Raw genomic sequence first — 25,676 nt, forward strand, 5'->3', positions numbered from 1 at the left:
GCTCTAGGTCTTGTTAGTACCTGTATTACTGCCTGCTGTTGATGCTTGCAGGGCTAACTCCTCCTTGGTTAACGGTGCTGCAGGAATGGTGCCTACCTCCCGCTCTACCTCTGTAGATTGAACATAAACTGCATATTCTGCGGGTTCTATAGCTATTCCCTTATAGCTTGCATACTCGCGTGTGAAAACTGCGCCAAGATATAAAATAGCAGCCGTATAGTATACCCATAGCAAAATTATAACAATCGCCCCTGCTGCTCCATATGTAGACTCGGTACCGGAGCTTTGCAGGTACAACCCGATAATAAATTTGCCGATTACAAATAATATGCTCGTAAATAAAGCGCCTGCACGAACCGTCTTCCACTGAATATTAACATCTGGAAGAATCTTGAAAATAAACATAAACAGGGTGAAGATAATTCCGAAAGTCAAGGTAAAATTAATGCCTTGCAACAGGATAAGGTAAAGACCAGGAAATTGTTGCTGGATAATGTGTGTCAGACTTAATATCAACCCGTTAACGATTAGTGTAACGACCAACAGAAAACCTAACCCTATAATTAGGGACGACGATAACAACCGATCTTTTATCATCTTTAACCAGCCTTTTTCAGGTTTTGCACGCACATGCCATATCCGGTTGATGGAATTTTGAATATCGCCGAAAACGGTTGTTGCACCAATAACCAGTGTTATAATACTGATTATTAAAGCGGTATTTGTTTTTCCGGATAAGGCTAAATTTTGAATGATAGATTGGATTTGCATGGCGGCATTGGCACCTAAAATGCCATTTAACTCGGCAAATACCCTACCCCGGATCGCATCTTCGCCATAAAAAATTCCCGCTAAGGAAATCATTAACACCAAAATTGGCCCCATGGAAAATATGGTGTAATAGGATAAGGATGCCGAATATTTCATGCCATCCTCGCCCATAAAACCCGTTATGGTATTTTTGCCAAGGGTTATAAACTTCTTAAAAAAACTGTCTTCGTTGATCTTATTTGCCATTTTCTATATAATTACGCTCTGCTGTTAAGAACAGCAGCGCGTAAAAATAGTTTAGTTGACGGGTGATTTATGCAAAAAATTATAGCCCTCCATAATCAAAGTTGTGATTTCACGGTGCTATTGTAAACATTTCTGCAACAACTGTATTCTTTGGCACAATCCTTGTAATAAGATGGTTAGCTATAAATATTTATTTATACTTATAGATTACTACAACTTCCTTCCAAGCTCAATAATAGGTGCGTTATTATTGGGCTTCTTTTGTTTGGGATAGTGCCAACTCCTCACGTTTTACTTTATTTATTTTGAGCTGCAGCAAAATTAGTGAAGCAATTAGGCTGACAAGCGCAATTATGGCTAAGCCCCATATGGAGGAGGATACTAAATCCACACTTCCACGCTCTATAATCATTGTTCTAAACACATGTAAGTAATGCGTTAACGGAATAAATTTAGCAACGGTTACAATCCATTCCGGCATTTGGCTCAGGGGCCAGGTAAAGCCACTAACAATAAAAGAAGGGGTCGCGATAACCATTAAAATTTCCGTTGCCTTTAACTGGCTCGGTATAGCGATACTCACCAGTATACCGATAAAACTTACGGCAAGAAGGAAAAGTAAGGATATGCCAAAAAATCCAATACCATCGACATGCAGCGGCATTCTGTACCATATGGAGTAGCCGTAGTAAAGGAAAAATATAAAAACGGACATTAAAATATAGGGCATTATCTTCACCAATATCAAACTGAAAACATTGGATGATTTCTGTACGAGCTCCTTAAAAGTTCCATTTTCAAATTCAGAGGCAAAACTTAAGGCCAATGCCAACATCATTACCTGCTGCAAAACTGTCAATAAAACTCCGGGAAGCATAAAATACAGGTAGTTACCACTTCGTATATTTTGTTTTATAATTGTGGTTTTAAAGGGTTCAAATTGTTGTGCTGCGACATACGCAGGGACACCTTTTTTCTGCTGTGCTTTTATTAATATACCGGCTTTTAATGTTGCAGCACAGGTATTAACAGCCAGCATAGCATAATTTGATGTCAATGTATTTGACGAGTTTACAAATAAGGTAAGCTCGGTACTGCGGTTATAGTTCACATCGGCAGCAAAATTTTTAGGAATCTGAACGACTACCGTTGCTTCCTGCTGCATGGCAGCTTCGTGGGCCTGAAAGGTATCATCCAATAAGTTAGCGACATATATAATTTCGCTCTCATTAAACATATCGATCAATTGACGGCTCAAGGGGCTACGATCTTCATCGACAACAACAATGGGTAAATGGGTGACTTTTCCTTTTTTGTATACACCACCAACAAGGATGCCATACATAATCGGTGCTCCTAAAAAGAGCACCATTAATACTTTGTTGTTAAAGAATAAAAGAAACTCACGTTTTAATAAGTGCAAAAATACCTTCATAAGATGCTGTTAATTTACTCCTTCACTAAAAATGTAGCCTTCGTTAATAGATCCTTACCTTCTGCATTGTTTACCGGTGTCAAGCGTATTTCAAACAGCGTTTCCTGCTGCTCAAAATCGGGATAAGCGGTACTGATACTTGCATAAGAGCTCAACGGTTTAATAGTTTCTACCTTTGCTTGGATGGTTTTGTTGGAGAGGTATGGTATGGTTACCGTCTTCTCACTTCCCTTGGCGAAGTCTTTCACACGCCCCTCAGGTACGGTAACGCGTAGGTATGTTCCATCTAAAATATAGCCCGAAACCAAACTGTACCCTGCTAAAGCCAATTCACCAACCTTAAGATTTATGGTCTCTACGGTCATGTCTTGTGGCGCAATTATATAACGCTCCTTCGCGGCAACGTCTACTTCAGACACGGCACCTAAAGCACGTTCTTTTTGTCCTAAGGCCATTTTTTGCTGCTCAATGCGCGCGCCATGCTGTACATCGGCAAGCTCAGCCTGTGCGGCCAGGTACTGGTTCTTGGCCCCTTGGTATTTAGCATATACCTCGTCGTATTTCTGCTGTGCTATTAAAGAGTCTTTTAGTAAGTTACCCATACGATCGAGCGACTTTTGCGCAAAGTCGAACTGCTCCTTTAAGCCATTGACCTTAGCGCGCAACTGTGTCATTTGTCCGTCGGTAGCTCCCTTTACAGCCATATCATACTGCGCCTGTGCAGCCTCTAATGCACCCTGCGCTTGTTTAGATTTAGCGTCTACCTCGGGTAATTCCAATACCATAAGGGTATCACCTTTATGCACCAGTTGCCCCTCCTCTACTAATATGCGGTGAATCTTTCCCGGAATTTTGGTGGTTACCGATAGTTGTTCCCGTTCGATTTTACCCTCCAAATTTTTGATCTTTTTGGCCGGATCATTGGAACAGCTCTGTAAAAACAATAAAAAACTAAAGGTGTATACTATATTTTTCATAATTATCTAATAATAAATTGATATAAGTTGCCATTAGACTTTAATAAGGTTGTCGCGGCAGTACGCTGACTTAAAATCTGGTTGTAATATGCTAAGGATTGTTTGTAATATTCATTTTCCGCTTCCAAACGTTCGGTAACATCCTGTAAACCTTCCTCAAACTGTCGCGATGCTAAAAACAGGTTGTTTTGTGCAATGGTCATTTGCTGTTTATTGACACTGGTTTTTTTTAAGGCTAGGTTGTAATCGGCCAGGGTTTTGCGCTGTAATAAACTCAGCTTCTCTTTGGTATCTTCAATTTTATTGGCATTGATAAGAATATCCATTTTTGCTTTTTCAATATTCACCTTATGTTCCTTACCTTCAAATATATTCCATTTCATACCTAAACCAACCGTATAGTTTGGCGCCATCCTGAAATGGTTTCCCCGCGTTTTAACATCTCCCACAACCGGTGCATCTTTTATTGTAATACGCGTATCAAATAGGTTGATATAGGATACATTTCCAAAGGCTAATAATAGCGGTAGCTGGGCTCCTTTCTCCTTTTTCAACGCATATTCATAGGCTTTTTGCGAAGCCTGCAGGGCATCCAGTTCCTTACGGTTCATCTGGCTGGCTTCATCGAGGTTCAATATTATCTCCTGCAGCTGGTACGATACGCCTTGTACCTCCTCCATAGGAAGACCGGTTAATTCTTCCAGTTTATAGTACAGCAGCTCTCTGTTGCTCGCTACTTCGGCTCTTTTACTTTCGAGCTCCAGCATAGCGAGTTTAATTTTATCTCTATCGTAAGGTATAGCGAGGCCGTTGGCTATGGCTTTCGTGACCTTTAGGTGTTCCTTATTTAGCCTTTTCTCGGAATCGGAAATTAACAAATCCACCTCTTTCAGTAGCATAAGCTGGTCAAACGACAACACTATTTCTTGGGCAATAGCATCATAAGAGGCTTCTAAAAGTAGATTTTGTGCTATAGACTTCTGTTCTAATGCTTTTTGCCCGTTACTAATCTGCAAGCCACTAAATATTACCTGCGTCGCTGTTACTCCTGCCAGTGCAACCTGTGACGATAACCTGGAGCGCTGGCTTCCTTCAAAAAGTGTAATACCAGTAATGGGCAGCGTTTGTGTGGGTAGATCTATATCAATGGTGCTGTTCATATATCCATACATACCATTCGCCGTAACCTTAGGCAAGAATTTGCCTTTCACACCTTCTCGATCCAAGTCTGTTTTTTTATTCTCTAGCTTGCTATTTTGAATGGTTTTACTGTACGTTATGGCATTAGAAACCGGGTGCTTTAAAACATCCAACTGCTGTGCCTGGGCGGAGTAGGTAAACTGTGCTAATAAAATACTTAATACCGACCATTTAATTTTTTGCATATAGATTCGTGTTTATGTATGTATTAGTTTAAACAAATTTAAGGCATATCTTGTTTTACAATATATTTTTTAAAGTCTAAAAATAAAGATTATTCTCGAATTTAATAGACTTAATAGTGTTATCGGATGGAGAATGACGCCACTTTAGCGTTGGCTATCTTAAATTAATGCTGTATCTTTACCCAAGCTTTAGGGGTATTCTGATACAGAATTGAGAGAGTCCCTTGGAACCTGATACGGTTGATACCGGCGTAGGGAAAGGCAGTTTTTCTGATTATAGTGGCATCATATATTCCGTAACCATTGGAATTATAGCTTTTTAAAACCTGTTCTTCAGTTAGGCATAACACGTCCTCCTATACGACCACCGATAGCTTCCGTATTTAATTCCTCTATAGCAGCTAAATTGTTTTTTATGGAAAAATTGGGAATTTTCAATCAGTTAGAAATAGTAAACCAGCAGGCACCGATTGTGCATAGTATTACAAACTTAGTGGTCATGAATACCACGGCGAATGCATTATTGGCGATTGGCGCCTCACCAATTATGGCGCATGCGCAGGAGGAAATCGTGGAGATTATCGGGATTTCTAATGCCTTGGTTATTAATATTGGTACGCTAAGCAATACGTGGGCTGAAGTAATGGTTGTAGCCGCACAGACGGCCAATGAAAAACAACGCCCTTGGGTCTTAGACCCTGTGGGGGCGGGTATTTCAGCGTTTAGAAATGCATCCTTACAACGCTTACTAAACCTAAAGCCTACGGTAATACGAGCAAATGCCTCTGAAATACAGGCCTTGGCCGACTTTAACCTAAGTAATACTAAAGGTGTTGACAGTGCCAGCCGTAGTGATGAGGCCCTTACTGCCGCAAAAATATTGAACAAAACGTATGGTTCAATTGTTTGTATTTCTGGGGAGGTAGATTATATTGTATCGCATAATACCATTGTTGAAGTCCACAATGGTCATGCTATGCAGACCAAAGTAACAGGCATGGGCTGTACAGCCACCGCCATGATTGCAGCCTTTTTAGGTACCGGCAACAATTACCAACAGCAGGCAGTTGCTGCAGTCGCTATTTTAAGTTTAGCCGGCGAGCTGGCTGCCGGCATAGCTAAAGGCCCTGGAACGTTGCAGCTGCACCTATACGATGTTTTATATAACCTTTCTAAAGCTGATATTATTGATAACTTAAATCTTGTACATTATGCCTATTAACCCTTCATTTCCCTATCCATTATATTTGGTAATATCGGAAGCACAATGCTTGCACCTTCCCTGGCTTCAGGTTGCTGAAGAGGCGATTCTAGGTGGGGTTGATATTATACAACTGCGGGAGAAAAACCTGCCGGTTAAAGATTTTCTTACAAAAGCGCAGGCTTTAAAAAAGATTTGCGATAAATATGGTATCCCTTTGGTTATTAACGATGTTTTGTCGGTCGCAGTAGATGTGGATGCCTGGGCTGTACATGTTGGCCAATCGGATACTGCCCCGCTTGATATTATTGACTTATATGGCCACCGCTTTAAAATCGGCTGGTCTTTTGAAACGTTAACGCAAATGCAGGGGGCTAATTTCGATGTGGTAGACCACTTAGGTGTGAGTCCAATATTTAAGACAGCGACAAAAACCGACACCATCAACGAATGGGGCATTGCCGGCATGCAGCAGCTTGCAACGACCATAAGCAAACCCTTAATTGCGATAGGTGGTTTACATCAAGGAAATGTGGAGGACGTTTGGAAAAGTGGCGCCAATAGCATTGCCGTAGTATCGGCCATATGCCATAGCAAAGATCCACGAAACGCTGCCGCCAACCTTAAAGCTTTACTACAATGCGTAAAATAAATGGAAACATGGCTTCGGTATTAAGTATTGCAGGTTTTGACGGGAGTGCAGGTGCGGGTATTCAGGCAGATTTAAAAACAATATCTGCGCTGGGTTGCTATGCAACAACGGTGCTTACCGCCCTACCTATTCAAAATACACAAGGTGTACGCACCATATACAGCATTCCCGAAGATGCTGTCGCCGAGCAGATAGCTTGTATTTTGGATGATATTTATCCGGAAGCTATAAAAATTGGTATGGTGCATAGTACCGCATTAGTAGAGGTCATACATAAAGCCTTGCAAGGCTATACTGGGCCAATTATCTTCGATCCCGTCATGGTATCCACCTCAGGCAACAAACTGATCGAAGCGGATACCATTACGGCATGCAAGGAGCTGCTATTTCCGCGCGCCGCATTGCTCACCCCAAATTTAGATGAGGTTTCCGTATTGGTCGGATATCCGGTAAATCAGAAAACACAGATGCAACAAGCGGGCGAGGAGATTTTGGCTTTAGGCGCGGCGGCTGTACTGGTGAAAGGTGGTCATTTAACGGATGATGAACTTCAATCTGTCCTTATTCTTAAGGATGAAAAACCGGCCTACTTCAGGTCCCAAAAAATAGATACTAAAAATACACATGGCTCTGGCTGTACCCTATCCTCGGCAATAGCGAGTTTCTTGGCCTTAGGTAAGCCCTTGCCTAAGGCGGTAGCCTGCGGACTTGAATATACGCATCAGGCGATTTCTGCCGGCAAAAACTTAGGTATAGGTCAAGGAAATGGTCCTTTACATCATTTCTGGAAATGGGAGTTGCTGTAATCGGGCTACACTTACCGTATAAAAGATAAAAGGGTATCCCCCATACGGGGATACCCTCTTTATTTTAAAAGCGTAGTCCTATACTGATATACGGTAAGGTGGCTTCCTTAGAAAAACCATATGCCACCTGCAGCAGCATAAGATCGGCAGGTATAAGGTATATTCCACCCCCATAACCGCTATGCCACTGGTTAGATTTCTCCTGCGCCATCCAAACTCTACCCACGTCATAAAACCCTGTAACACCGATTGTGCCTGGTATAAGATAGGAATCGAAGGTGAACACCTTCGCACGAAGTTCCAGATTGTTATACGCCATACTATTACCAGAGAAACGACGGGAGTTATACCCGCGTAAGCTATTTTCGCCACCCAACTGTGCATGCTGAAAGTAATAGGCATTTCCCCAAACTTTATCATAACCTGTACGATTGGCGATAGTAAGTACATCGTTGGCCATGGTATGGAAGAAGGCGAAGCTATTCGATAGGTAGGTATGCTGGCGTTTAATTTCACCAACCTGCCCTTGCCATTTTAGACTACTAGTCCAGTGAATACCTTGTTTAGGGTTGTCCTTGGTATCACGGGTATCATAATCGACCCCAAAAACTGCTCCGGTAAAAAACTTGCTACCATAAACGTCTTCCGAAGGGTGCTGAGCCGCAAATTCGCCCAGAAAACGGTTTTCATTTACTTTTTTGTAGCTGTCGTAGAAGCTGGAGGCCGAACCGTAGCGGAAGTGTAGATTTTTAGAAGCTTTATACACCAATACAACATTCGCGTTTACCAAATCATATCTGCTGCGGTAATAATGTATACCGGCACCCTCACCTTTCTGGAATACGGTTTTATTGCCATAACCAAAGAAGTTGCTTAGATTAAAAGGGCCCTGCGAATTTATATCAACAACTAAATCCTGCTTATCAAACACCGACTTAAAGATACCCTCATATTGTAACATAAACGACTCCCGACCACCGAGGTAGTTGGCCATAAAGGTATGTTTATAGGCATAAGGTTTTTTGCGGAAGCCTTGGTTTTCGATGATATAGCCAGCGCCGAAGATCAATCCACGATCTACACCGTAATTTAAATTTACCAACACTCCCTTCCGGTCATAGACAAAGTCATCGTAGGTGTACCTGTGGATGGCTGTATCATTCTTTAAGCGGTACCGTAGCCCTTCGTTTAAAGGCAGCCGGTTGAGGCTGGTATCTTTATCGTCGTATAGGTATACCTTACGTCGATTTGCAAAGGATTTTTTAACCGTATAGCTGTCTTCACCTTTTCCACCAATCAGGCGCAGCTTTATCGCCGTTTTCCCCGAACCATGCAGGGTATACTCGTCTTCCCCATCCATCCCATAAATTCGGATCTCGCGGGTATCTGCAGGTTGAAATTTACGTTTATATAAAACCTTGCCCGCTGATCCATCTTTCTTTTTATTGTTCACCTGCACCGTTACCGAACCATCCTTATGGTAATCCACATCGATAAATTCATTTTTCGCTGATAATGGAATATCTACATCCCGAGCCAACGATTTATAATATTCCAGACCCGTGTTAAGGAGTTCATCGCGGCGCGACTTAATGTTATGTATTAATTCGGCACCACTTAATTGGACCACCGTATCGGGCATCATGGCTATAGACTGCCCTATTAAACTATCTGTTAAGGTAGATTGTATATACTCAATTTCATTTTCCCAATCTCTCTGACTCAAGCCATTCAGAAAGAAACGGTCAAAGTGTCGGGCATTAAAATTCCAATGCGGTACGTTCCGTATATGCGGACTAAATGGCTGTAGATGGGCTTTTAACCACTGCAACGATAACAACACGGGAAATACACCAGATGTCTTGTAATACACCTTATCCCTATCGCGGGGAACGGGTGTATAGATCTTCTTCCCTTTCTCCTTTTCTGGATCCCAGCGCCAGTTATCCTCATGGCGATCCCAATCGCCCAGCACCATATCCAGCAACCGTGCCCGCAGGGTTAAAGATTGCTCCACCTCCGTATCATTATCCGACAACACTTTACGGATGACCTTAGCGGTATTATCTGTTTTACTATCCTCAAAAGGCATCCGAGGCTCAAACATATACGCCCGATTTTTAAAGATATCCCGGTATTCCCCCAGTCGCTCATCGTCGCCCACATATACCAACTCAGGGCTGGCATGCGGAATACCGAGCGCGACATTGAAGGGCGGCACCGTTAAAGCACCGAAGGGGTGGGTAATAGAGATCTGGTCCTGTACAATATCTTTAATAATAGTATGTCTTAAATTTTCTGGCAAACTGCGTTCGGGATATTTTTGAATAGATCGTAAAACCCATTCTCTGCCATGGGCATCTACAAAACGTAAAGACTGCGTTTGCATCCCCCCACCCAACTTTACAACATTCAGGCCGCCATGCTCCTTACTTAAATCCATGACGCGCATTTTAACCGGCGTATTATAAAGCTTCCTATAACTGTCGCCAAACCAAAACCTACGGAATTTACCGACCTGATCATAGGCTGGCGCAATCAGCGCATAGGTGCTATCTGCTGTTTGCTCCTGTCCTTGTGCCGGCACCTGTATAGCCATAAGGGATAAAAACGCCAAAAAACCTGTGTACAGGTTTTTTGGGCGGTAAATCTTAAACGAATAAGCGGGTGTAGGTAATTTTTTCATTCCATAACAATTAAGAACAGACGTCTATACGAAGGGCTTTCAGTCCACTTACCCCTTGTAATTCTTCCAATTCAAGATACTCAATACGTTTGGACATAAGCCTTCCATCCGCATGCAGCTGCAATTTAGTCAATATTGTGTCAATCTCCTCTATACCATACAAAACTATAGCTATTTTTCCGGGCTGTACCAAACGCTCTCGTGTTCCTTTTATATGTACCTTATCAATGCGTTTTTTAATAACATGGTACCGGATGTTATACCCCCCCTCCACATCAAAGCGTTTTTCATCCTGACGGAAGGAAATATCTATGGTATGGGGATGAATAATAACGAGCTGTGTCGTTTCTAGCGGTATAGGTAAGGTTGGCGCAAGTTGTTGCACCTTCTGACTGATTCGGGCCATGGATAATATTTGCTGCACACGAATGTCATCCAGCATGCCTTCATCAAAGGCAATATTCGGCGACAACGATTGTCCGATATAAAAATCGTATTCAATGCCATCTGTTCGGAACTTCTCAAAATAAGCCGGAAATTGTTGCTGTATAAAACAGTTTAGTTTACCTAACTCCTCACTTACTAAGGAATTAGTCTGCTGTAGCGAAAGCTCAAATTCATCTTGGAATTTATTTTCCCTGCAGCCCGAAAGATAGCAGTCTATATTCGCGTCCAGCTGCGCGTCTATACCACGGATAGCCACCAAAAATACAGGGACTTCATCGTTAAAAAAGTTAGCGATATCCTGCATGTAAAGGTCACTGCTATCCTTCAATAACATACCATAAGTCTGCTGTATCCTATTCTCGAAACTCCGTAAGGCGTGGAAATCCTGAATCTGCTGTTTTATATTTTCGGGCACTATTTTAACAAGAAGGTCCAACTGCTCTTTACCATCTTTTCTAAAGGCAATGTTGCGCAGCACGGTAGAGTTTTTTACGTCTATAGCGCCATACAAGGGATAAACATTAGGAAAGACAATACGCTGCATCTGCGGATTTTCTATGCCGTCGACCAAATCTCGGAGGTACTGCGCTCCAGCAACATTAAACCGCCATTCTACGGCCGGTTGTAAAGCGGTAAAATTATCAAGTATTATGGAGTCCAGTCTATTTTTAAACTCCAACCGCAGATCGTATGCTAGCTGTGTTAATACCGGAAAAAATGGCGACAGCTGTGCCAATAAGCCCTTCTCCAAGACTACCGTATCGAAGGTATATAACTCTAACAACCCCACCACTTTATCGTTATGCCGTAGAGGAAAGCAGATATACCCGTTTACAGCACTCGCTGCCAAGCGTTGCACAATTGCGCTTTCCTGCGTATCCACCTGATGGTCTACCTGATAGAATATGGTATAAGGATTTTGTAAATATCTGGAAAAATTTTCTTGCCAATCGTCTTCATTTTTTGATAACGACGAGGAAAACAATAAACTACGCTCCGATACATCGACTTTTAATATAGGTACACCGTTGAGATTAAAGATCGGAAATAAGCTACATTGCAACTGCGAACTACCGAGAATATTTTTAATATTTTCGTCGACCTCGCTAAAAATAGCATGCCGTTGGTAGCTGCTTAAGTTACTGATCATATACTGAAATTTATTGGCCGTATAAGATACGGTGCAATCGGTAATTTTCAGAATAGAGAACCCAACAAAAGTAAAGCTATCAAAGTTTATGCTATCCAAAAGCGGCTGTAAATCCTCGAGGTTCGTCACCTCCTTCTCCCGAAAATTGCAAAAATCTATATGCGGTAAATCGCCTTTAACGGCAACATCGACAAAGGAAAAATCAATATTTAACTGATAATATTTTTTTAAACCATTGGCCAGTCTCCTTTCAAATATTATATCCTGCTGCTCAATAGGAATATGATATAGCCTATTTAAAATTAAGGCATACATGGTCTTGTTAATCCAAGTGATCTTTTTGAAGAACGAGGTTAATTCATCCTCCTTTAGCGGAGTAATGTCGCTGTTTAATAACTCGTATATATACTCTGTTCCGGCAATAATCTGCTCCGGTATCGCAGTTGCAATAGCCCATGCCCCCTCCTTCTGCTCACCCAAATTATTTGTTAAACCATAGATTAAGTCAAAAGCTTCCGTAAAATCAGCAATATTGGCGTAAGATAACTCCCCGTGAATGCCAATAAGATCCGATATTTTCGTTTGTATTAACCTAGAAATTGCGGCACCGGGTGAACCTGCAGGAAGGTTCGTCTGCAGGTGCCACAACAACTTACTGAAGGAAAGTTCAAAATTTGAACCTACAGTTTGAATAAGATTGCCAATATTTAATGATTTTGTAATTACCATATATTAAATTGCCAAACTAGCGTTTTAAATGTTTTTCAAAAGTCTGTGTTGCTGTATCGTTTTCATAAATATAATAGCGAAGCAACAAATCGCCGTTATCTAACAAATCAAGGGTACAAAAGCCCTGCTTTTCATACGCATACACCAAGCCCTTGCCTTTGTAAATCATAGATGTTTTCGACCCTGAACCACTAACGATCTGGGTCTTATTATTCTTTTCAATAAACTGTAAACCATGGTCGTGCCCGGAGATAAAAATAACCTGGGGATACTTCTCGGTTATAGCGGTTACCTTTTGGATTAGATTTTTATATACGGGGTGCGGCAGGTCTTCAGCAGAACGAAAAGCTGTAGCGCGAAGTAACGGATAGGCTGACCCCACAACGGGCAAAGGTAAATAAAATTTTCTCCATTTTTTTGTCAACGGAAATAGATGTTGTTTCCAGGAGAATTTAAGACCATGCTCGCCATACGATACCATAGGATGATGGCACATTAACAGCACGGTTTGGTCGGCGTATGTTTGCAATAGATTATCTAGATCGCTGGTAAACCGGCTTAACGCCTGGTTATACAAGTCCGTATTTTTATAGTTCCCGGGATAGAGCAGGTATTCACTATCGTAAACAATGGCAACGACATGGTCGGTAAGCGGAACCGCTACTGGACCCGTAGTGCCCGCTTTGGGAATAAAATGAAGATCCTTATCCTGCTGTGCTTGTAAAAACTGCTCCTGGGCTTTTACTTTTTCTAAGCCCTGGGGCCCCGATTTATCCCAATCGTGGTTGCCGGCCATAAAATATACCGGAGCCTGAGCTTGGCGGAAGGGTGTAAACTGCTTGCTAATAATATCCTCTGCGTGGCCCCTACCATTGCTATCTACGGGCATACCATGTTCATAAATATTGTCACCCAGGAAAAACACATGCGTCTTAGTCGGAATAACCATAGCTGCAGCATGATGCAGTAACCCCTCTTGTTTGGGGTTTATCTCGCCAGCATCACCAAAGAGGATAACACGCCCATTTACCTGCTGCGCATAAACTGTGCTAAATCGGACGAATAAAAATATGTACAGGAGTAAATAACGTGATTTCATCTTACTTCAAATTAAATTTATAGAGCTTACCATCCGTAATATCGCCACCTTCCGAGCTGATGTATAAATGGCCAGTACTGTCGAAAGTAATACCTTCCGGCTGCTTATAATCCTTTCTTTTAAAGCGCGCGATATGCTTTGGAGTAAAAGTACTATCCAGCACAACAATAGCACGGTCTATAGAAGATAATACATACCACTCCCTGGTTAGCTGCCTGTAGGCAATAGCAGAAGGTTTAAAGGTTTTTGCCATGGACCTATCTAAACGCTGTAAATCATCCATATCTATAGAAAAGGAGGATGCTAAACGTAATTGATCATCCGGAAGTATATCAATTTTATAACCAGTCGTACGTTTCTCCTTACGGTCTACCTTACAGACTTTACAAACCGCGATTAACTTTTGTTCTGCAGGTGAAAAAGCCAGGGCTTCATATTCTCCTGCTGGCAGCAGTTTGTTATGATGCTTAAGGCCATAAATCCTTCGGTTAGTATCTAGACCGAAACTAAAAATACTCCCATCACTACGTAATACATAAAAGCTATCCCCATCGGTTGTAACTTCCTCATAATCGCCATTCTTACCAAATGTCACGGTCCAGGCTATTTTGCTATTTTCAAGATCATAGGCATACAAATTACCGGTTTCATCTTCAATAGCGAACAGCAAGCCAGGAAACTTAGGATGAAAGGTGATGCCCGATATCTCTTCCAAAACCCGGGGTAGCAGGTCAATTTTTGGCGCAGACAAATCGTAAGGGAAACGGCTATCTGTAGGGCCGTTTTGTTGCTCCGTACTCCCGATTTGCGCACAGGAATTAAACATGGGCCATCCCAGCAGAAAGATAAAAATATACAGTAGAAAAGGATTATATAAAAATCGCATGCTACTAACTTATAAGGTTATAAACACAATAATAAAGGCCAACATGGAAATCACCAGACCAATCATAAAAACGCCATATGCATAACGCAAAAGTTTATATTTACGCCCTAAAACCACCCCCTGAGAATACACATCCTTCGTCATCATGCCGTATAAAAACTCGCTATCCTGCATAACCTTATTCATTCCGAACTTATAATCGGTTAAGGACATTTTATAAAAATTACCAAAAAACAAGAGATTAACGGATTTATTAGCGACATCCTCCTGCTTAAAATAGCCGTTTGGAATTTTGGGAATAGTAGATAAAATGGATAACACCATCGTTAACACAATGGATATAACCAACATCAAGGTTGGTATTAAGAGATGTTCGTTGCTATCCAGCTTTCTGAATAGTACAGCCACCACCACGGATAATATAATGGAATTTACCGTTAATAAGATATTAGCCTTATTGTCGGCCATATCACTTAAGCGCTGATTATTGGTCGACATTATACGAAACATAGTTTCTATACCCCGCTCAGGACGTGTTCCTTTTTCCGCCTTACCGCCAGCTTTAACATTGGATTTAACAGCTACAGCGCTCTGCTTATCCTTCTCCTTCAGCAGCTTCAAATTATGCTCCTTACCGGCATTCCGATGTTCTTGTGCATAGGTCGTATGGTACACATGATCTTCCATTAATTTTATAGTCTGCTGCCGCCATGTATCCTTGTCTACAGGCGTGCCACTTAGAAATTCAACTTCTTTACGCATCAGTTTATTGCGTTCCGAAAAGCGATCCCCCCCAAGGTGGAACAAGTCCGCATCACACATTATTTTTTCCAATAAAGTTGTGGGCTGCTGTGGCATCCGGGTAGCCCGGATACAGGCTTGAACCTTTTCGATTAGCGCGGCTGGCACCCCTTTTTCACTGAGGTAACGGGCCGCAAATATAGCACCACGCTCCTCATGCCCCGCAGGGCCACCGGTTAAGTAACCAACATCGTGAAAATACGCTGCCGTTGTTAACACAAAACGATCGTTTTCATCGAGTTTATAATATCCAGACATCTCCTGCACAGCATCTACGACGTCAGTAATATGTTGCGTATTATGAAAGCAGAAATCGCGTTTACAATCAAACTTTTCGGCGTAATCCTTTAAGTAGATTTGTATGTCTTCAATAAGTTGCTCTTTAACCATATAAAAAAGACTTTTTTCTAGTAATAAGGAAGTAAATATAATTGTTTTTAATGTTTATCAGGTTTTTTTTTAGGCTTTGAATGTGATGTTTTTCTGCACTATACCTGTAACACGGATTTTTAGTATAACGGAAAAAATAATTACATCGTTTTATATTTCTACAATCAATTCACTATATTCGCATAATTCTAAACAAAAATACCTACGCTACTAAATTTACTCGTCTTCGCAATACGCTTCACTGTGTGTTTGGTTGTGTCTTTCGCTAAATCCAAAAACAAAACCACAATCGCACAATTAAGCACATTTTACCTCGAAGCAAGAAATGGCCACCCTGGATAATGCATGGGTGGCCAATTTTGTTTGGTAATATTTAAATTATATCTTTTATTCAGCAGAACTAGGCTCGCCTTGCATAAGCGCCCGGATTTTACTTCGATCTTTTTTAGGGATACTGATTTTTCCGGATAATGCCACCTTAACGCGTAATCGCTTGTATCTTGTTTTGCCGAAATGGTGAAAGAAAACGTAAATCAAGGTTAATATTCCGGTAATAGCCATGTAACCAAATAGTGATTTTGACGCCGCCAAAATACTATTTACTTGCAATTGGCTGTATTTACTAAGTATGGCCCCCTGATTGAGGCTGATGTTTAGGTTTTGGTTCAGCGTAATCCCGTCTACATAAACCGATAAATTACCCAGCATTTGCTGCTGTAGTTGGTAGTGTAGCCATGAAAATAAGGCCGAAAATATGCCCACAGCAATAAAGGTTCGCCACAATAGTATTATACCAATAGCCGACAGTAGTTGGGTAAGATCTAATTTATCCAAGGTATAAAACCATATGGTCACAAATAGTACTCCGGTACCATAACCTTTAAGAAACATCGGCAATAACCAACTTTCATAGTTAAATGTTAAAACCATAGAAAAATACATCGTTATAGCATACAAGGTAAATGCAGCAAAGCCCGAAAATAGCAGCATACGTATAGGCAGATTTCTATTAAACCACTTTACACCTACAATCCCGGAGACAACTAATCCAGGAATCATCATCAGGTTTAAGGATGCATTTACGACCGGCATATAGCCCAGAATACCGACAGAAAATATATTTTGTATGGATGCTGCTGCCAAAAACATGCCCATTAATAGCAACAGTAACATCCCATGGCGGACATTATTTTTCTGGAATGCGGCAAAGCTTATCAAGGGCCGCTTAATCAGCTGCTGGCGAACAACAAATACAAAGAAGCTTACACTAAAAAATATAACCGCGCCAACAATTGTAGAAGAGGAGAACCAGTCTTGCTGTCTTCCAAATGCCAAAATATAGGCCAAGGAGAAGAATGATAACACAAATAAAAGTGCGCTTTTAACATCTACATAATGCAAGGGAATTTTCTTCATAAAGCGATCGTTGTGCTGAAATACAATGCAGCCCAGCGCTGTCGCAAGACACAAGGCAGCCAACAGTATATAGGCCAGCTGCCAGTTGTAATGATACGACAGCCAGGCGATATGGAAGCCAGAAACCTGGGTTACTATTAACACCGCAATATAGAATATGGAATAAAATCGGCCTCGGTTTCCATCAGCAGATAGGATCGCCATTAATGGCAATAGCACCTCCATCATTCCCAACATCTTAAAAAAACCTACGATAAAGCTGCCTACAATAATAAGAACAGGATTTAGCGTGCTCCCCATACCCACAAATGTCAGTCCGATAGCGCATAAGGATGCCACCAAGATTTCTTTGGTGCGAAAACGAGCCTTTAGACGGATGTACAGCGACATGGAAACCGCCATACCGACAACATGCACATAGTTGGCCATAAGGAAATCCTCCGTTAAGCCTGCCGTTCCGCCCACCATATATGTAATATTTGTGGTATAAACGCCATTAATACCGAAAAATACCAGCGCAATTAGTATGATAAACAAAAGCATAATAGGTTTCGGAACCCAGTTATGAAATAAGCCTTGATTATACATATTTATAGGTTAAACAGAACTTATTGTTCCAATAAAATGTTCATATTCATGCCAACACGAAGTTGCTCAATATCTTCTTTATGATTACCTGCTGTAAACTCGATACGCACGGGAATACGCTGTTGAACCTTCACAAAATTCCCGGTCGAGTTGTCTACCGGCACCCCGGCATAACGCGAGCCCGTAGCGGCAGATATCGCCGTAACAACACCTTCAAACGCCTTACCGTTTAAAGCATCCGCACGCATACGCAATGTAGTGCCAACTTTAATTTTAGGCATTTGCGATTCCAAGAAATTTGCAGTTACCCATTTGGTATCGTTCAGCACAATGGTCGCCACTTGCTGGCCTGCCTGCAATAATTGTCCTTCGTTTATAAGTCTACGGCCCATAACACCATCATATGGAGCCGTGATTATGGTATACGACAAGTTCAGTCTAGCCATATCCAGGGCAGCCTTACTGCGCTTTATATCCGCATCATTAAGTCCTAAACGTGTTTTCGTTTCCGATACAGAAAGGTTCGTTGTGTTTTTCTGGTTTACAACAGCATCATAAGCGGCCTTCGCAGCGATGTACTCCGTTTTCACTTGGTCGTACTGCTGCTGGGTGACGGCTTCTGAAGCCAACAGATTTTCATACCGGTGCATGTTCTGCTCTGCATTCCACAAACGCGCCTGCGCGCCTTCCCTATTCGCGTCTAAGACAGCGATGTTATTGGCAACTGTATTAACAGTCGATGAGGTTACATTTTTTGCCGCCATCGCACTCAAGTAAGCCGCCTCAGCCTGCTCAACCTGTGTTAAAATTTCCCTGTTATCCAATACCAAAAGGGTATCTCCTTTTTTCACTTTCTGGTGCTCGTTAAATTTTATATCATTTATATAAGCCGATACGCGAGTATTTATAGGGTTTATAAACTCCTCTACCTGTGCAGATTCTGTATAATTTTTGTCGCCTATATGAAAATATTTCACAATTATTGCATAAAATCCTGCTGCAATAACTAAAAAGGTGACGGTATTGATGATAATAATCTTTCTTTTAGCCCGGCTTGATTTTAGCTGTTTACTGTTGATCGCAATTCCGGCAGGCTTAGGCTTTTTTTCTATCGTTTTATTTTCCATGGTTTATTTTTTCTTATCTTTTATAGGCTTCCAATAGCTCTTTGCAGGGTATAATATTGGTACAAAACATTTACCTGGGCGTTGGTATAATTCAGCTCAGCCTCTAATTTTGCATTTATAGCGTCGGTCATTTCGGCTAATATGGCAAGTTGATTTAAATACTTCGCCTCTATAATTTTATAATTCTCCTGTGCTAAGCGTTGACTTTCGAACAAGATCTCCGAGTTTTTTAGCGATTCTTGATATTTTATATAAGCCGCGTTTAGAGCCATTTCTATGTTCTGTTTTACCAAAACTGCCGCTTCGTCTGCCTGTTTTTCTGTGATTTTAGCGCTTTTAATCTTGCGTTTTGTTTTGTAAAGATTATCTATATTATAAGATAGCGATAAACCGACCATCCAGTTATTGGCATACATATCCAGGGCTGGACTAGTATTGGTATACGGGCGTTGCATTTGGTAGCTTCCAACGGCTGATAAAGCCGGATATTGATCGGTGCGCACAATTTCGGTATTTTTCTGTGCGAGGTCCTTATTTTTTTCAGCCTTTATAAGGGATGGATGCTGGTCTAAGGCCATAGACAGCAGATGGTTTTGATCTTCAACCAGCGGGTTTTCTTTAATAACCTCGGTAGGTACAATATGCGTACCTTCGTTTAAGCCTAGGGCTATGCCAAGATTATAGTTAACTATAGCCAGGTTATTCGCTACCACCAATTGGGCCTGTTCTAGATTTTTTAATACCAATTCACCACGTATCACTTCATTCCGCGTTACTATACCTTGGTTATAATATTTGTTCACATTCTCCAAACGTAGGCGTGCCAACCGGGTATTATTCGCATAAACCTTAGCTTGGTTTTGCAGTTTAACCAGATCAAGATAGTTGGAGGCTACTAAAAACTTTATGGCCTGCTGGTCGTTTTGCAGATCCAATGCCGCCAATTGCGCCTTAATCTCTGCCGCCTGTATTCCTTTTTTTACCAACCCTCCCTTATAGAGTAACTCCGATGCTTGCACGGCGTAAGAGTTGGCAAAGTGGGGAATATCGACAGTTCGTACCTTAGAAAAATCTTTATCCAGAAATAAAACATTCCCTAAATATCCCGCCGAAGCTGTGGCAGCAATATTTGGTAACTGCTGTAGTTTGGCAATTTCTATTTGCTGTAGCGCTTGGTCATGGTTGGCCATGGACAATTTTAGCTGCTGATGGTTTAGCATAGACAGCTCCATTGCCTGATGGATGGTCAGTTCTTTTATGGTCTGCGCTTGTGCTGAGGTCTCCGCGATAACGGCAGCACTAAAAATTAAGGGTACGATATATTTTAATACATGCATTGCTGATCTACTTTTAACTGTGCAAAAGTAGATTTCCTTATAAAGGAAAAAAATGATTATTCAGCTTTAAAAGATGTTCAAAAGTAATATTGTGTTACTTTTTCATGTTTCTATATGCTGTAGGACTTATTTTAAGATGTTTTTTAAAGAAATGTGTGAAGGCATATTGATCACTAAACTGGAGTAACTTTGCAATCTCCCCCATACTAAGTTGTGTGCCTAAAAGTTGAGCTTTGGCTTCATTTAGTACGTACTCGGCAATAATCTGATTGGCAGAGCGCCCGGTTTCTTTTTTTAGTACTGCACTAAGGTGGCGTGAGCTGAGCAACAAGGATTGGGCATAAAACTGTACGGATTTTGTTTTCAGGTAATTTTCGGATACCAAAATAAAAAAATCATATACCAGTTGCTGTGTACGCGACATTTTACGATTTTCATCTTGGTTATTTAGGGCTATTAGGCTAGCTAAGTGGTATAATATTACCGAAAAGTAATTTTCTATAATCTCTTTAATATAGCGGATATGATCTGAACCATTCAGGTAAAACGATAAAATCTCGAGATTCTTTAATAAAATCTGCATTTGCAGGTCGGTAACTTTAAAATTACGAGACAATTGCTTGCGTAAATTATCATACACCTTTAGCTTATTAAGTTTTATATTACTATGCACTAAAAAAGAAGGCTCGAACACTAAAATTTGCATCTTTATCGTATCGCTAACCTGGATAATTTCATAAACTACATCTCTATCCAATAATACGATGGATGGCGCTGACATCTCTATGGGTTGGATATGTTCGTTGTAGGTTATACTCCCTTGGGTAAGAAATATTACGGTCGACCGTAGTGGCCGATAAGGTCGATTTAATACCATAGATTGTAAAAAATGTGCTTCGGTTAATATTTGTAGCTCATCAAATTTATGTACATTACCTGTATCCATAGTTATGTTTTTTCGTTTCCCCTTTTTCGCAAGTTTAATCATTTTTGTCAGGGTTCACAATTGGTTAAATCGCAATCTTTTATCCCAACTGCTATTAACAAAAAAATAATACATAGATTTAATAAACCTATTCTGTTAAATTATTATCTTTATACGATCTAAAATAATTAACCTCGTATTAAAATGTATGTGCAAAATTTTCGGTAAGCTTTATCTTTTTTTTAATCGTTAATACATAAAGTAAGGTATAAATCTTAATATATTGAATTGCTATGAGAAGTCAAGGTTTCAACGCAATCTTTGTGTTAATCATCTATTGGATGTTGGGCATTTTGTTTTTACAATTTGGAATGAATGATTATTTCCAACAGGAATTCATGAATACAATGTCGCTGAGCGCGGGTATACTTTTATTTGTAGCCCCAATTCTTTATGCAGTATACCATTATTCACGTAAGACGCCATAAAAGGTATAAAAAACACAATAAAGCACTTCATCCTGTACATAATTTGCGGCATATGTAGCTTATCAAAAAAGACTGTACCGCGTTAAATACACTCCAGCCGCCCAGCCGCCCAGCCGCCAGCACACCAATTATAATTAAAGTCATCATTTCCTGTACTTTTAATCACAAAATATACTTAACAAGACAACCAAATTTACTTCAAAGACACAATAGCGATGCGTTGCTTAAAATTTAAGTTTGTCATCGATATTTTTTTAACCCTTTATTCCTATAATAATGCGAACACGAGAAGTTACTATGGAATTATTAGCTACAAACGAACTACCTTCAGTCGACCTTACGGCAGCAGCAATTATTAAAAAAAGACACTCCCACACATTGGATTTGGTGTAATTGTTTTTTTTCAAAATAACCTGTTTTATTACCTTTTTTATGGTAAATGTTGAAAATATTGAGGTAGACGGATTATTTCATATTAATACTTCTACAGGTACCGCTACATATTCAAATCTTTCTAAAGCTTTAGAAGCGGAACTGATTGCGTGTATTGAAAGAGATGCATTTTCAAAATTTTGGTATTTACAAAATATTATAAATTACTTAAAGCTGTCTACCCCGTTTACTATTAGCCAATATGCTAATAATAAAACCATTTCCAAGCTTTATAAAAATTCGAGCGTTAATATTGTTGCTTTTGATTTATCAGCATTTTCATATTGCCCAAAATTTGCTCTTAGTATTTATTTAAAAAAGAGGTAAAATATATCAAAGTATTGGACCGGCTTCAAGATTAGATAGAGAAGAAGCACTAATATAAGCATGTATAGAGGCTTAATTAACAACCACGTCGTCTTATAACAAAACCGCTGCAAATACAGCGGTTCAGTTTTTAAAGAGGGTAGTAAAATTGCATTTTCTAAACACTAAACAGGCTTATACAGAGCGAAAGCGTCTATCTAATCTAAGAAAAGCGGTATTCCAAAATCTTACTTATGCCAGTATTGCAGGTAAAATGGGTACCATTAATGGACTTAACTGCAAAAAGACTTTACCTTTATATGAATCGGAAAAACCGCTTTGTTAAAAGAACGAAAATCTTTAAACATTTTAATTTTCTACCTTAATTAAAATTTAATTGCTTAAACAGTTTAAAGATACATACCTGCCTGCTATAATAATTTTATAATTTTTCTATATGCCTGGCTTAAAATTGCCAAAAACCTTTTAGTAAGACTTAGTGAAGCATAAAAAAATAAAATAAAAGATAAACTTGTTTTTCATTTGTAACAGCCGACGAAAGCCACAGGCGGAAACTTTCTTCCAAAGCTCACACATCCCCTATGCTATTGATCCGCAAACAGTTATTTCAAAAAAAAACTAAGCTTACTTCGCTAAATAGATAATGTTATGGAATAATAGCGGTAAATTGCTGATACCCTAGCCCCTAATAATAAAAGATTTGAGGTGTAGTTTCCATAAAGACACAATAAAATCATTTTTTTTTCGTATTTTACCAAAAATAATTTTTTAACGATTGATTCGTATGTTATGCTTTTAAATCAGAGGTGTTGGATAACAATACTAGCACCTATAAAATATATGGCCAAGAGCTCGTTAAACCTATTATATATACGTATTAGTGCAATTATAATTAAACTACTTTCCTCAAAAATGTCTATTCATTACCAATAATCAAACCTTAGATTAAAGGCAAAGTACTAAGCGTGCAGCGTTTTTATTACGATTAAGATTAAGATCAACATCAAAAAATACATAAAATAATAATTTAAATTACATGTTACCATATTACCAGTTTCTAAAACAATTCTCAGATAACCTCCATCAGTTATTTACTAAAACCAACAACATCGATCAGTTAAGTACACAACGTGGACTAGACAAGGAAATGTGGTCTTGTATTATGAAGGATAATCCACTTTCGGTGGCAATTCCGACAGAATTTGGAGGTAGAGGGGTGCAAACGAAGGAATGTTTGGGGATTTTAGCTGCTGCGGCATATGAATCTTTACCTTTGTCTCTTACCTTTGGTATTAATATTGCCCTATTCCTAGAGCCTTTAGCGAAGTATGGCGGTGAATGCAAGGCCAAAATATTCAACGATTTCTTAACGCATAAAAGTATGGGTGGCTTGATGATTACAGAGCCTGAGCATGGTACTGATGCTTTACATATGCAGACTTCCTTTACGCCTACAGAAAATGGATATCACCTTTCAGGCCAGAAACATTGGCAGGGATTAACGGGTTTAGCGGACTTCTGGATCGTGGCGGCGCGCGAGAAATCTGAGGATGGTAAACTTTCTCGTGATGTGGATTTCTTTGTTGTCGATAATGCAAATCCGGAACAGCAGATTCAGGTTACGGAGTATTATAAAAACTTGGGGTTATATATGATTCCTTATGGGCGTAACCTAATTGACATCGATGTCCCTGCAGACCAAAAATTGATTAAACACAGTAGTGGCATAAAAATGATGTTGGATATATTGCATCGTAGTCGTCTACAATTTGCTGGTATGGGCATGGGCTTTATTCAACGCCTGCTGGATGAAACCTTAGCGCATTGTACAACCCGTAAAGTCGGTTCCCAAAAACTCATCGAACTGGATAATGTGCGTTACCAGCTATCGCGTATTCAGGCAGCCTTCACTTTATGCTCGGGTATGTGTGCCAATAGTGTGGCAAAAAGTTCAATTGATCATGATTTATCGGATATGGGACTGGAAGCGAATTGTACTAAAGCATTTTTAACGGATCTGATGCAAGAGTCTGCACAGATTGCTGTTCAACTTGCTGGTGCAAATGGCTATAAATTGGATACCGTGGTTGGTCGATCTATTCTGGATAGCCGCGCCTTTCAAATTTTTGAAGGGGCCAACGAGTTATTGTATACGCAGGTTGCCGAAGCTGCTTTAAAACAAATGCGTGTCGCTAAAGCAGAATCTTTAGCTGCTTTTTTAATTGAAGCTTCCTATACGCAAAAGAGTGCTCCCTTATTTAAGGATCTGTTGCGATTTAATGTCTCCGGGGTTTTAAAGCAACGTCAACAGGTGGCAATTGGTAAGGTTATCGCTCGCTTGGTATGTTTCCAGTATGTTCAAGATATCACAGAAAAAGGTTTCCGTGAGGACTTGTATGCGTCCACAAAGCTCCATATTGAAATGGATATTAAAGAGCTTTTATGTGACCTGGAGGATTATAACAATGCAGACATCGTTGAGGATTACAAAGCTGATTCCGATTGGCTAGCCTTTGTATAATAAAAGACAATATAATGCCCCATACAGTGAATTACTTATGGGGCATTTTTATTTATAAACCGAAGCTTGTTTTTACGGTAATATTCGCTGTTTTATGGCGTGAGGTTGTGTTGAATACGCCGCCATACGAATAGTCTTCGTTATCGTTTTGCCCGGTAATTTGGAATATCCCCAAATCAGCTTTTAGCAATGCTCCCAACGAGCTGCCAGCCTCCTTAGCAATATTTTCTGCTCTTGCACGTGCATTTTTTGAGGCCTCCGCAATTAACGCTAGCTTTAGGTCTTCTAATTTGGAGTAGTAATAATTGGGGCTGTTGGACGACAATTCTAATCCCTGGGATATCAATTCCGAAATCTCGCGCGATACATTATCAACCTTATCCAGTTCTTTAGATTCTACCGAAACACTTTGGATAAGGCTATACCCGGTAAAGGTATTATAGCTGTTTCCACGCTCGTCGGTATTATAGGAGAAGTCTTTCGTGATGCTTACTGCACTAAATACGATTTCACTATTTTTAATGCCCTTATTGATTAAGAAATTTTTCACCAATTCCCTATCTTGTTTAAGTTGATCCGATGCGGCACTTAAATTCATCGACTTTTGGCTAAAGGAAGCAGACCAATTAACAAGATCAGCTTCAAAGTCTTTTTTTGCATTTCCTGTTACATTTATGGTATTGCTAGCCTTATACTTATATTTAAAGGCATTCCCTAAAACCAATGCTGCGGCGACAATTCCGATGGCAGCGATCACACTAATAATAACTCCAGTAGATTTCATATATTATTTTTTTTAGTATTATATAATAAGCGTGCCAAAATTGTTGTTTAAAGACATTCGATATTTGTTT

The 25,676-nt window shown here is 40.1% G+C and carries 20 protein-coding genes and 1 riboswitch; of the genes, 6 read left to right on the forward strand and 14 right to left on the reverse strand.

Annotated features, from left to right (window positions below; genetic code table 11):
• Positions 1-3: 3 nt before the first annotated feature.
• From ACL9RF_RS04940 to ACL9RF_RS04955, 4 genes are all read right to left on the reverse strand, one after another.
• Positions 4-1,017: a YihY/virulence factor BrkB family protein gene (locus tag ACL9RF_RS04940; RefSeq protein WP_422799484.1), complete on the reverse strand. Its 1,014-nt coding sequence runs from the start codon at positions 1,015-1,017 to the stop codon at positions 4-6.
• Between the two features lie 247 nt (positions 1,018-1,264).
• Entirely contained in the window at positions 1,265-2,452 is a 1,188-nt protein-coding gene (locus ACL9RF_RS04945; RefSeq protein ID WP_422799485.1) for an ABC transporter permease, read from the reverse strand.
• A gap of 14 nt (positions 2,453-2,466) precedes the next feature.
• Positions 2,467-3,429, reverse strand: coding sequence for an HlyD family secretion protein (locus ACL9RF_RS04950; protein ID WP_422799486.1), 963 nt, complete (start codon positions 3,427-3,429; stop codon positions 2,467-2,469).
• Positions 3,430-3,431: 2 nt separating this feature from the next.
• Entirely contained in the window at positions 3,432-4,814 is a 1,383-nt protein-coding gene (locus ACL9RF_RS04955; protein ID WP_422799487.1) for a TolC family protein, read from the reverse strand.
• Between the two features lie 181 nt (positions 4,815-4,995).
• Positions 4,996-5,089: riboswitch (TPP riboswitch) on the forward strand.
• 140 nt (positions 5,090-5,229) lie between these two features.
• Between ACL9RF_RS04955 and thiM the strand changes: the two genes are divergently transcribed.
• Genes thiM through thiD form a run of 3 tightly spaced genes read left to right on the forward strand, consistent with a single transcriptional unit; the run spans position 5,230 to position 7,473 of the window.
• Complete coding sequence (gene thiM / locus ACL9RF_RS04960; RefSeq protein WP_422799488.1) at positions 5,230-6,036, forward strand: hydroxyethylthiazole kinase; 807 nt, start codon at positions 5,230-5,232, stop codon at positions 6,034-6,036.
• Positions 6,026-6,667 carry a thiamine phosphate synthase gene (gene thiE / locus ACL9RF_RS04965; RefSeq protein WP_422799489.1) on the forward strand — a complete coding sequence of 214 codons (642 nt, stop codon included), beginning with the start codon at positions 6,026-6,028 and terminating at the stop codon, positions 6,665-6,667. Before thiM ends, thiE begins: the two co-directional genes overlap by 11 nt.
• On the forward strand, positions 6,655-7,473 hold the full coding sequence (gene thiD, locus ACL9RF_RS04970; protein ID WP_422799490.1) for a bifunctional hydroxymethylpyrimidine kinase/phosphomethylpyrimidine kinase: 819 nt from the start codon (positions 6,655-6,657) through the stop codon (positions 7,471-7,473). The genes thiE and thiD overlap by 13 nt, the downstream gene beginning before the upstream one ends.
• Positions 7,474-7,537: 64 nt before the next feature.
• On the opposite strand, the gene ACL9RF_RS04975 is transcribed toward thiD, so the two are convergent.
• The 9 genes from ACL9RF_RS04975 to ACL9RF_RS05015 form a co-directional block, all read right to left on the reverse strand.
• Positions 7,538-10,159 (reverse strand): BamA/TamA family outer membrane protein, encoded by a 2,622-nt coding sequence (locus ACL9RF_RS04975; RefSeq protein WP_422799491.1) that lies wholly within the window; start codon positions 10,157-10,159, stop codon positions 7,538-7,540.
• Between the two features lie 10 nt (positions 10,160-10,169).
• The gene (locus ACL9RF_RS04980) at positions 10,170-12,485 is read right to left on the reverse strand and encodes a hypothetical protein (RefSeq protein WP_422799492.1); all 2,316 of its coding nucleotides are present in this window, start codon (positions 12,483-12,485) and stop codon (positions 10,170-10,172) included.
• Positions 12,486-12,501: 16 nt separating this feature from the next.
• Entirely contained in the window at positions 12,502-13,584 is a 1,083-nt protein-coding gene (locus ACL9RF_RS04985) for a metallophosphoesterase (protein WP_422799493.1), read from the reverse strand.
• 1 nt (position 13,585) lies between these two features.
• On the reverse strand, positions 13,586-14,470 hold the full coding sequence (locus tag ACL9RF_RS04990; protein ID WP_422799494.1) for an SdiA-regulated domain-containing protein: 885 nt from the start codon (positions 14,468-14,470) through the stop codon (positions 13,586-13,588).
• Positions 14,471-14,479: 9 nt separating this feature from the next.
• A complete protein-coding gene (locus ACL9RF_RS04995) occupies positions 14,480-15,661 on the reverse strand; it encodes a Pycsar system effector family protein (RefSeq protein WP_422799495.1) in 1,182 nt (393 codons plus the stop codon).
• 387 nt (positions 15,662-16,048) lie between these two features.
• Positions 16,049-17,665 carry a hypothetical protein gene (locus tag ACL9RF_RS05000; RefSeq protein WP_422799496.1) on the reverse strand — a complete coding sequence of 539 codons (1,617 nt, stop codon included), beginning with the start codon at positions 17,663-17,665 and terminating at the stop codon, positions 16,049-16,051.
• 20 nt (positions 17,666-17,685) lie between these two features.
• The gene (locus tag ACL9RF_RS05005) at positions 17,686-18,792 is read right to left on the reverse strand and encodes an HlyD family secretion protein (RefSeq protein WP_422799497.1); all 1,107 of its coding nucleotides are present in this window, start codon (positions 18,790-18,792) and stop codon (positions 17,686-17,688) included.
• Between the two features lie 20 nt (positions 18,793-18,812).
• The gene (locus ACL9RF_RS05010) at positions 18,813-20,129 is read right to left on the reverse strand and encodes a TolC family protein (protein WP_422799498.1); all 1,317 of its coding nucleotides are present in this window, start codon (positions 20,127-20,129) and stop codon (positions 18,813-18,815) included.
• 94 nt (positions 20,130-20,223) lie between these two features.
• Positions 20,224-21,075, reverse strand: coding sequence for a helix-turn-helix transcriptional regulator (locus ACL9RF_RS05015; RefSeq protein ID WP_422799499.1), 852 nt, complete (start codon positions 21,073-21,075; stop codon positions 20,224-20,226).
• Positions 21,076-21,347: 272 nt separating this feature from the next.
• Here ACL9RF_RS05015 and ACL9RF_RS05020 point away from each other — a divergent pair, with 272 nt between their 5' ends.
• From ACL9RF_RS05020 to ACL9RF_RS05030, 3 genes are all read left to right on the forward strand, one after another.
• Positions 21,348-21,542: a hypothetical protein gene (locus tag ACL9RF_RS05020; protein WP_422799500.1), complete on the forward strand. Its 195-nt coding sequence runs from the start codon at positions 21,348-21,350 to the stop codon at positions 21,540-21,542.
• 432 nt (positions 21,543-21,974) lie between these two features.
• Positions 21,975-22,301: a hypothetical protein gene (locus ACL9RF_RS05025; RefSeq protein ID WP_422799501.1), complete on the forward strand. Its 327-nt coding sequence runs from the start codon at positions 21,975-21,977 to the stop codon at positions 22,299-22,301.
• Between the two features lie 1,036 nt (positions 22,302-23,337).
• On the forward strand, positions 23,338-24,822 hold the full coding sequence (locus ACL9RF_RS05030; RefSeq protein WP_422799502.1) for an acyl-CoA dehydrogenase family protein: 1,485 nt from the start codon (positions 23,338-23,340) through the stop codon (positions 24,820-24,822).
• Positions 24,823-24,874: 52 nt separating this feature from the next.
• Here ACL9RF_RS05030 and ACL9RF_RS05035 read toward each other — a convergent pair whose 3' ends face one another.
• Positions 24,875-25,606, reverse strand: coding sequence for an SIMPL domain-containing protein (locus tag ACL9RF_RS05035; protein WP_422799503.1), 732 nt, complete (start codon positions 25,604-25,606; stop codon positions 24,875-24,877).
• Positions 25,607-25,676 lie beyond the last annotated feature (70 nt).

It is taken from the genome of Sphingobacterium sp. Mn56C, assembly GCF_049319645.1.
Taxonomy (GTDB): Bacteria; Bacteroidota; Bacteroidia; order Sphingobacteriales; family Sphingobacteriaceae; genus Sphingobacterium.

What these genes read in the sequence shown, in the direction of transcription:
- ACL9RF_RS04975 (WP_422799491.1), bottom strand. Translation starts at nt 10,159, where the DNA reads ATGAAAAAATTACCTACACCCGCTTATTCGTTTAAGATTTACCGCCCA.
- ACL9RF_RS05030 (WP_422799502.1), top strand. Translation starts at nt 23,338, where the DNA reads ATGTTACCATATTACCAGTTTCTAAAACAATTCTCAGATAACCTCCAT.
- ACL9RF_RS04995 (WP_422799495.1), bottom strand. Translation starts at nt 15,661, where the DNA reads ATGGTTAAAGAGCAACTTATTGAAGACATACAAATCTACTTAAAGGAT.
- ACL9RF_RS04980 (WP_422799492.1), bottom strand. Translation starts at nt 12,485, where the DNA reads ATGGTAATTACAAAATCATTAAATATTGGCAATCTTATTCAAACTGTA.
- ACL9RF_RS04945 (WP_422799485.1), bottom strand. Translation starts at nt 2,452, where the DNA reads ATGAAGGTATTTTTGCACTTATTAAAACGTGAGTTTCTTTTATTCTTT.
- ACL9RF_RS04955 (WP_422799487.1), bottom strand. Translation starts at nt 4,814, where the DNA reads ATGCAAAAAATTAAATGGTCGGTATTAAGTATTTTATTAGCACAGTTT.
- ACL9RF_RS04990 (WP_422799494.1), bottom strand. Translation starts at nt 14,470, where the DNA reads ATGCGATTTTTATATAATCCTTTTCTACTGTATATTTTTATCTTTCTG.
- thiE (WP_422799489.1), top strand. Translation starts at nt 6,026, where the DNA reads ATGCCTATTAACCCTTCATTTCCCTATCCATTATATTTGGTAATATCG.
- ACL9RF_RS04950 (WP_422799486.1), bottom strand. Translation starts at nt 3,429, where the DNA reads ATGAAAAATATAGTATACACCTTTAGTTTTTTATTGTTTTTACAGAGC.
- ACL9RF_RS05005 (WP_422799497.1), bottom strand. Translation starts at nt 18,792, where the DNA reads ATGGAAAATAAAACGATAGAAAAAAAGCCTAAGCCTGCCGGAATTGCG.
- ACL9RF_RS04985 (WP_422799493.1), bottom strand. Translation starts at nt 13,584, where the DNA reads ATGAAATCACGTTATTTACTCCTGTACATATTTTTATTCGTCCGATTT.
- thiD (WP_422799490.1), top strand. Translation starts at nt 6,655, where the DNA reads ATGCGTAAAATAAATGGAAACATGGCTTCGGTATTAAGTATTGCAGGT.
- ACL9RF_RS04940 (WP_422799484.1), bottom strand. Translation starts at nt 1,017, where the DNA reads ATGGCAAATAAGATCAACGAAGACAGTTTTTTTAAGAAGTTTATAACC.
- ACL9RF_RS05025 (WP_422799501.1), top strand. Translation starts at nt 21,975, where the DNA reads ATGGTAAATGTTGAAAATATTGAGGTAGACGGATTATTTCATATTAAT.
- ACL9RF_RS05020 (WP_422799500.1), top strand. Translation starts at nt 21,348, where the DNA reads ATGAGAAGTCAAGGTTTCAACGCAATCTTTGTGTTAATCATCTATTGG.
- ACL9RF_RS05010 (WP_422799498.1), bottom strand. Translation starts at nt 20,129, where the DNA reads ATGCATGTATTAAAATATATCGTACCCTTAATTTTTAGTGCTGCCGTT.
- ACL9RF_RS05015 (WP_422799499.1), bottom strand. Translation starts at nt 21,075, where the DNA reads ATGGATACAGGTAATGTACATAAATTTGATGAGCTACAAATATTAACC.
- thiM (WP_422799488.1), top strand. Translation starts at nt 5,230, where the DNA reads ATGGAAAAATTGGGAATTTTCAATCAGTTAGAAATAGTAAACCAGCAG.
- ACL9RF_RS05035 (WP_422799503.1), bottom strand. Translation starts at nt 25,606, where the DNA reads ATGAAATCTACTGGAGTTATTATTAGTGTGATCGCTGCCATCGGAATT.
- ACL9RF_RS05000 (WP_422799496.1), bottom strand. Translation starts at nt 17,665, where the DNA reads ATGTATAATCAAGGCTTATTTCATAACTGGGTTCCGAAACCTATTATG.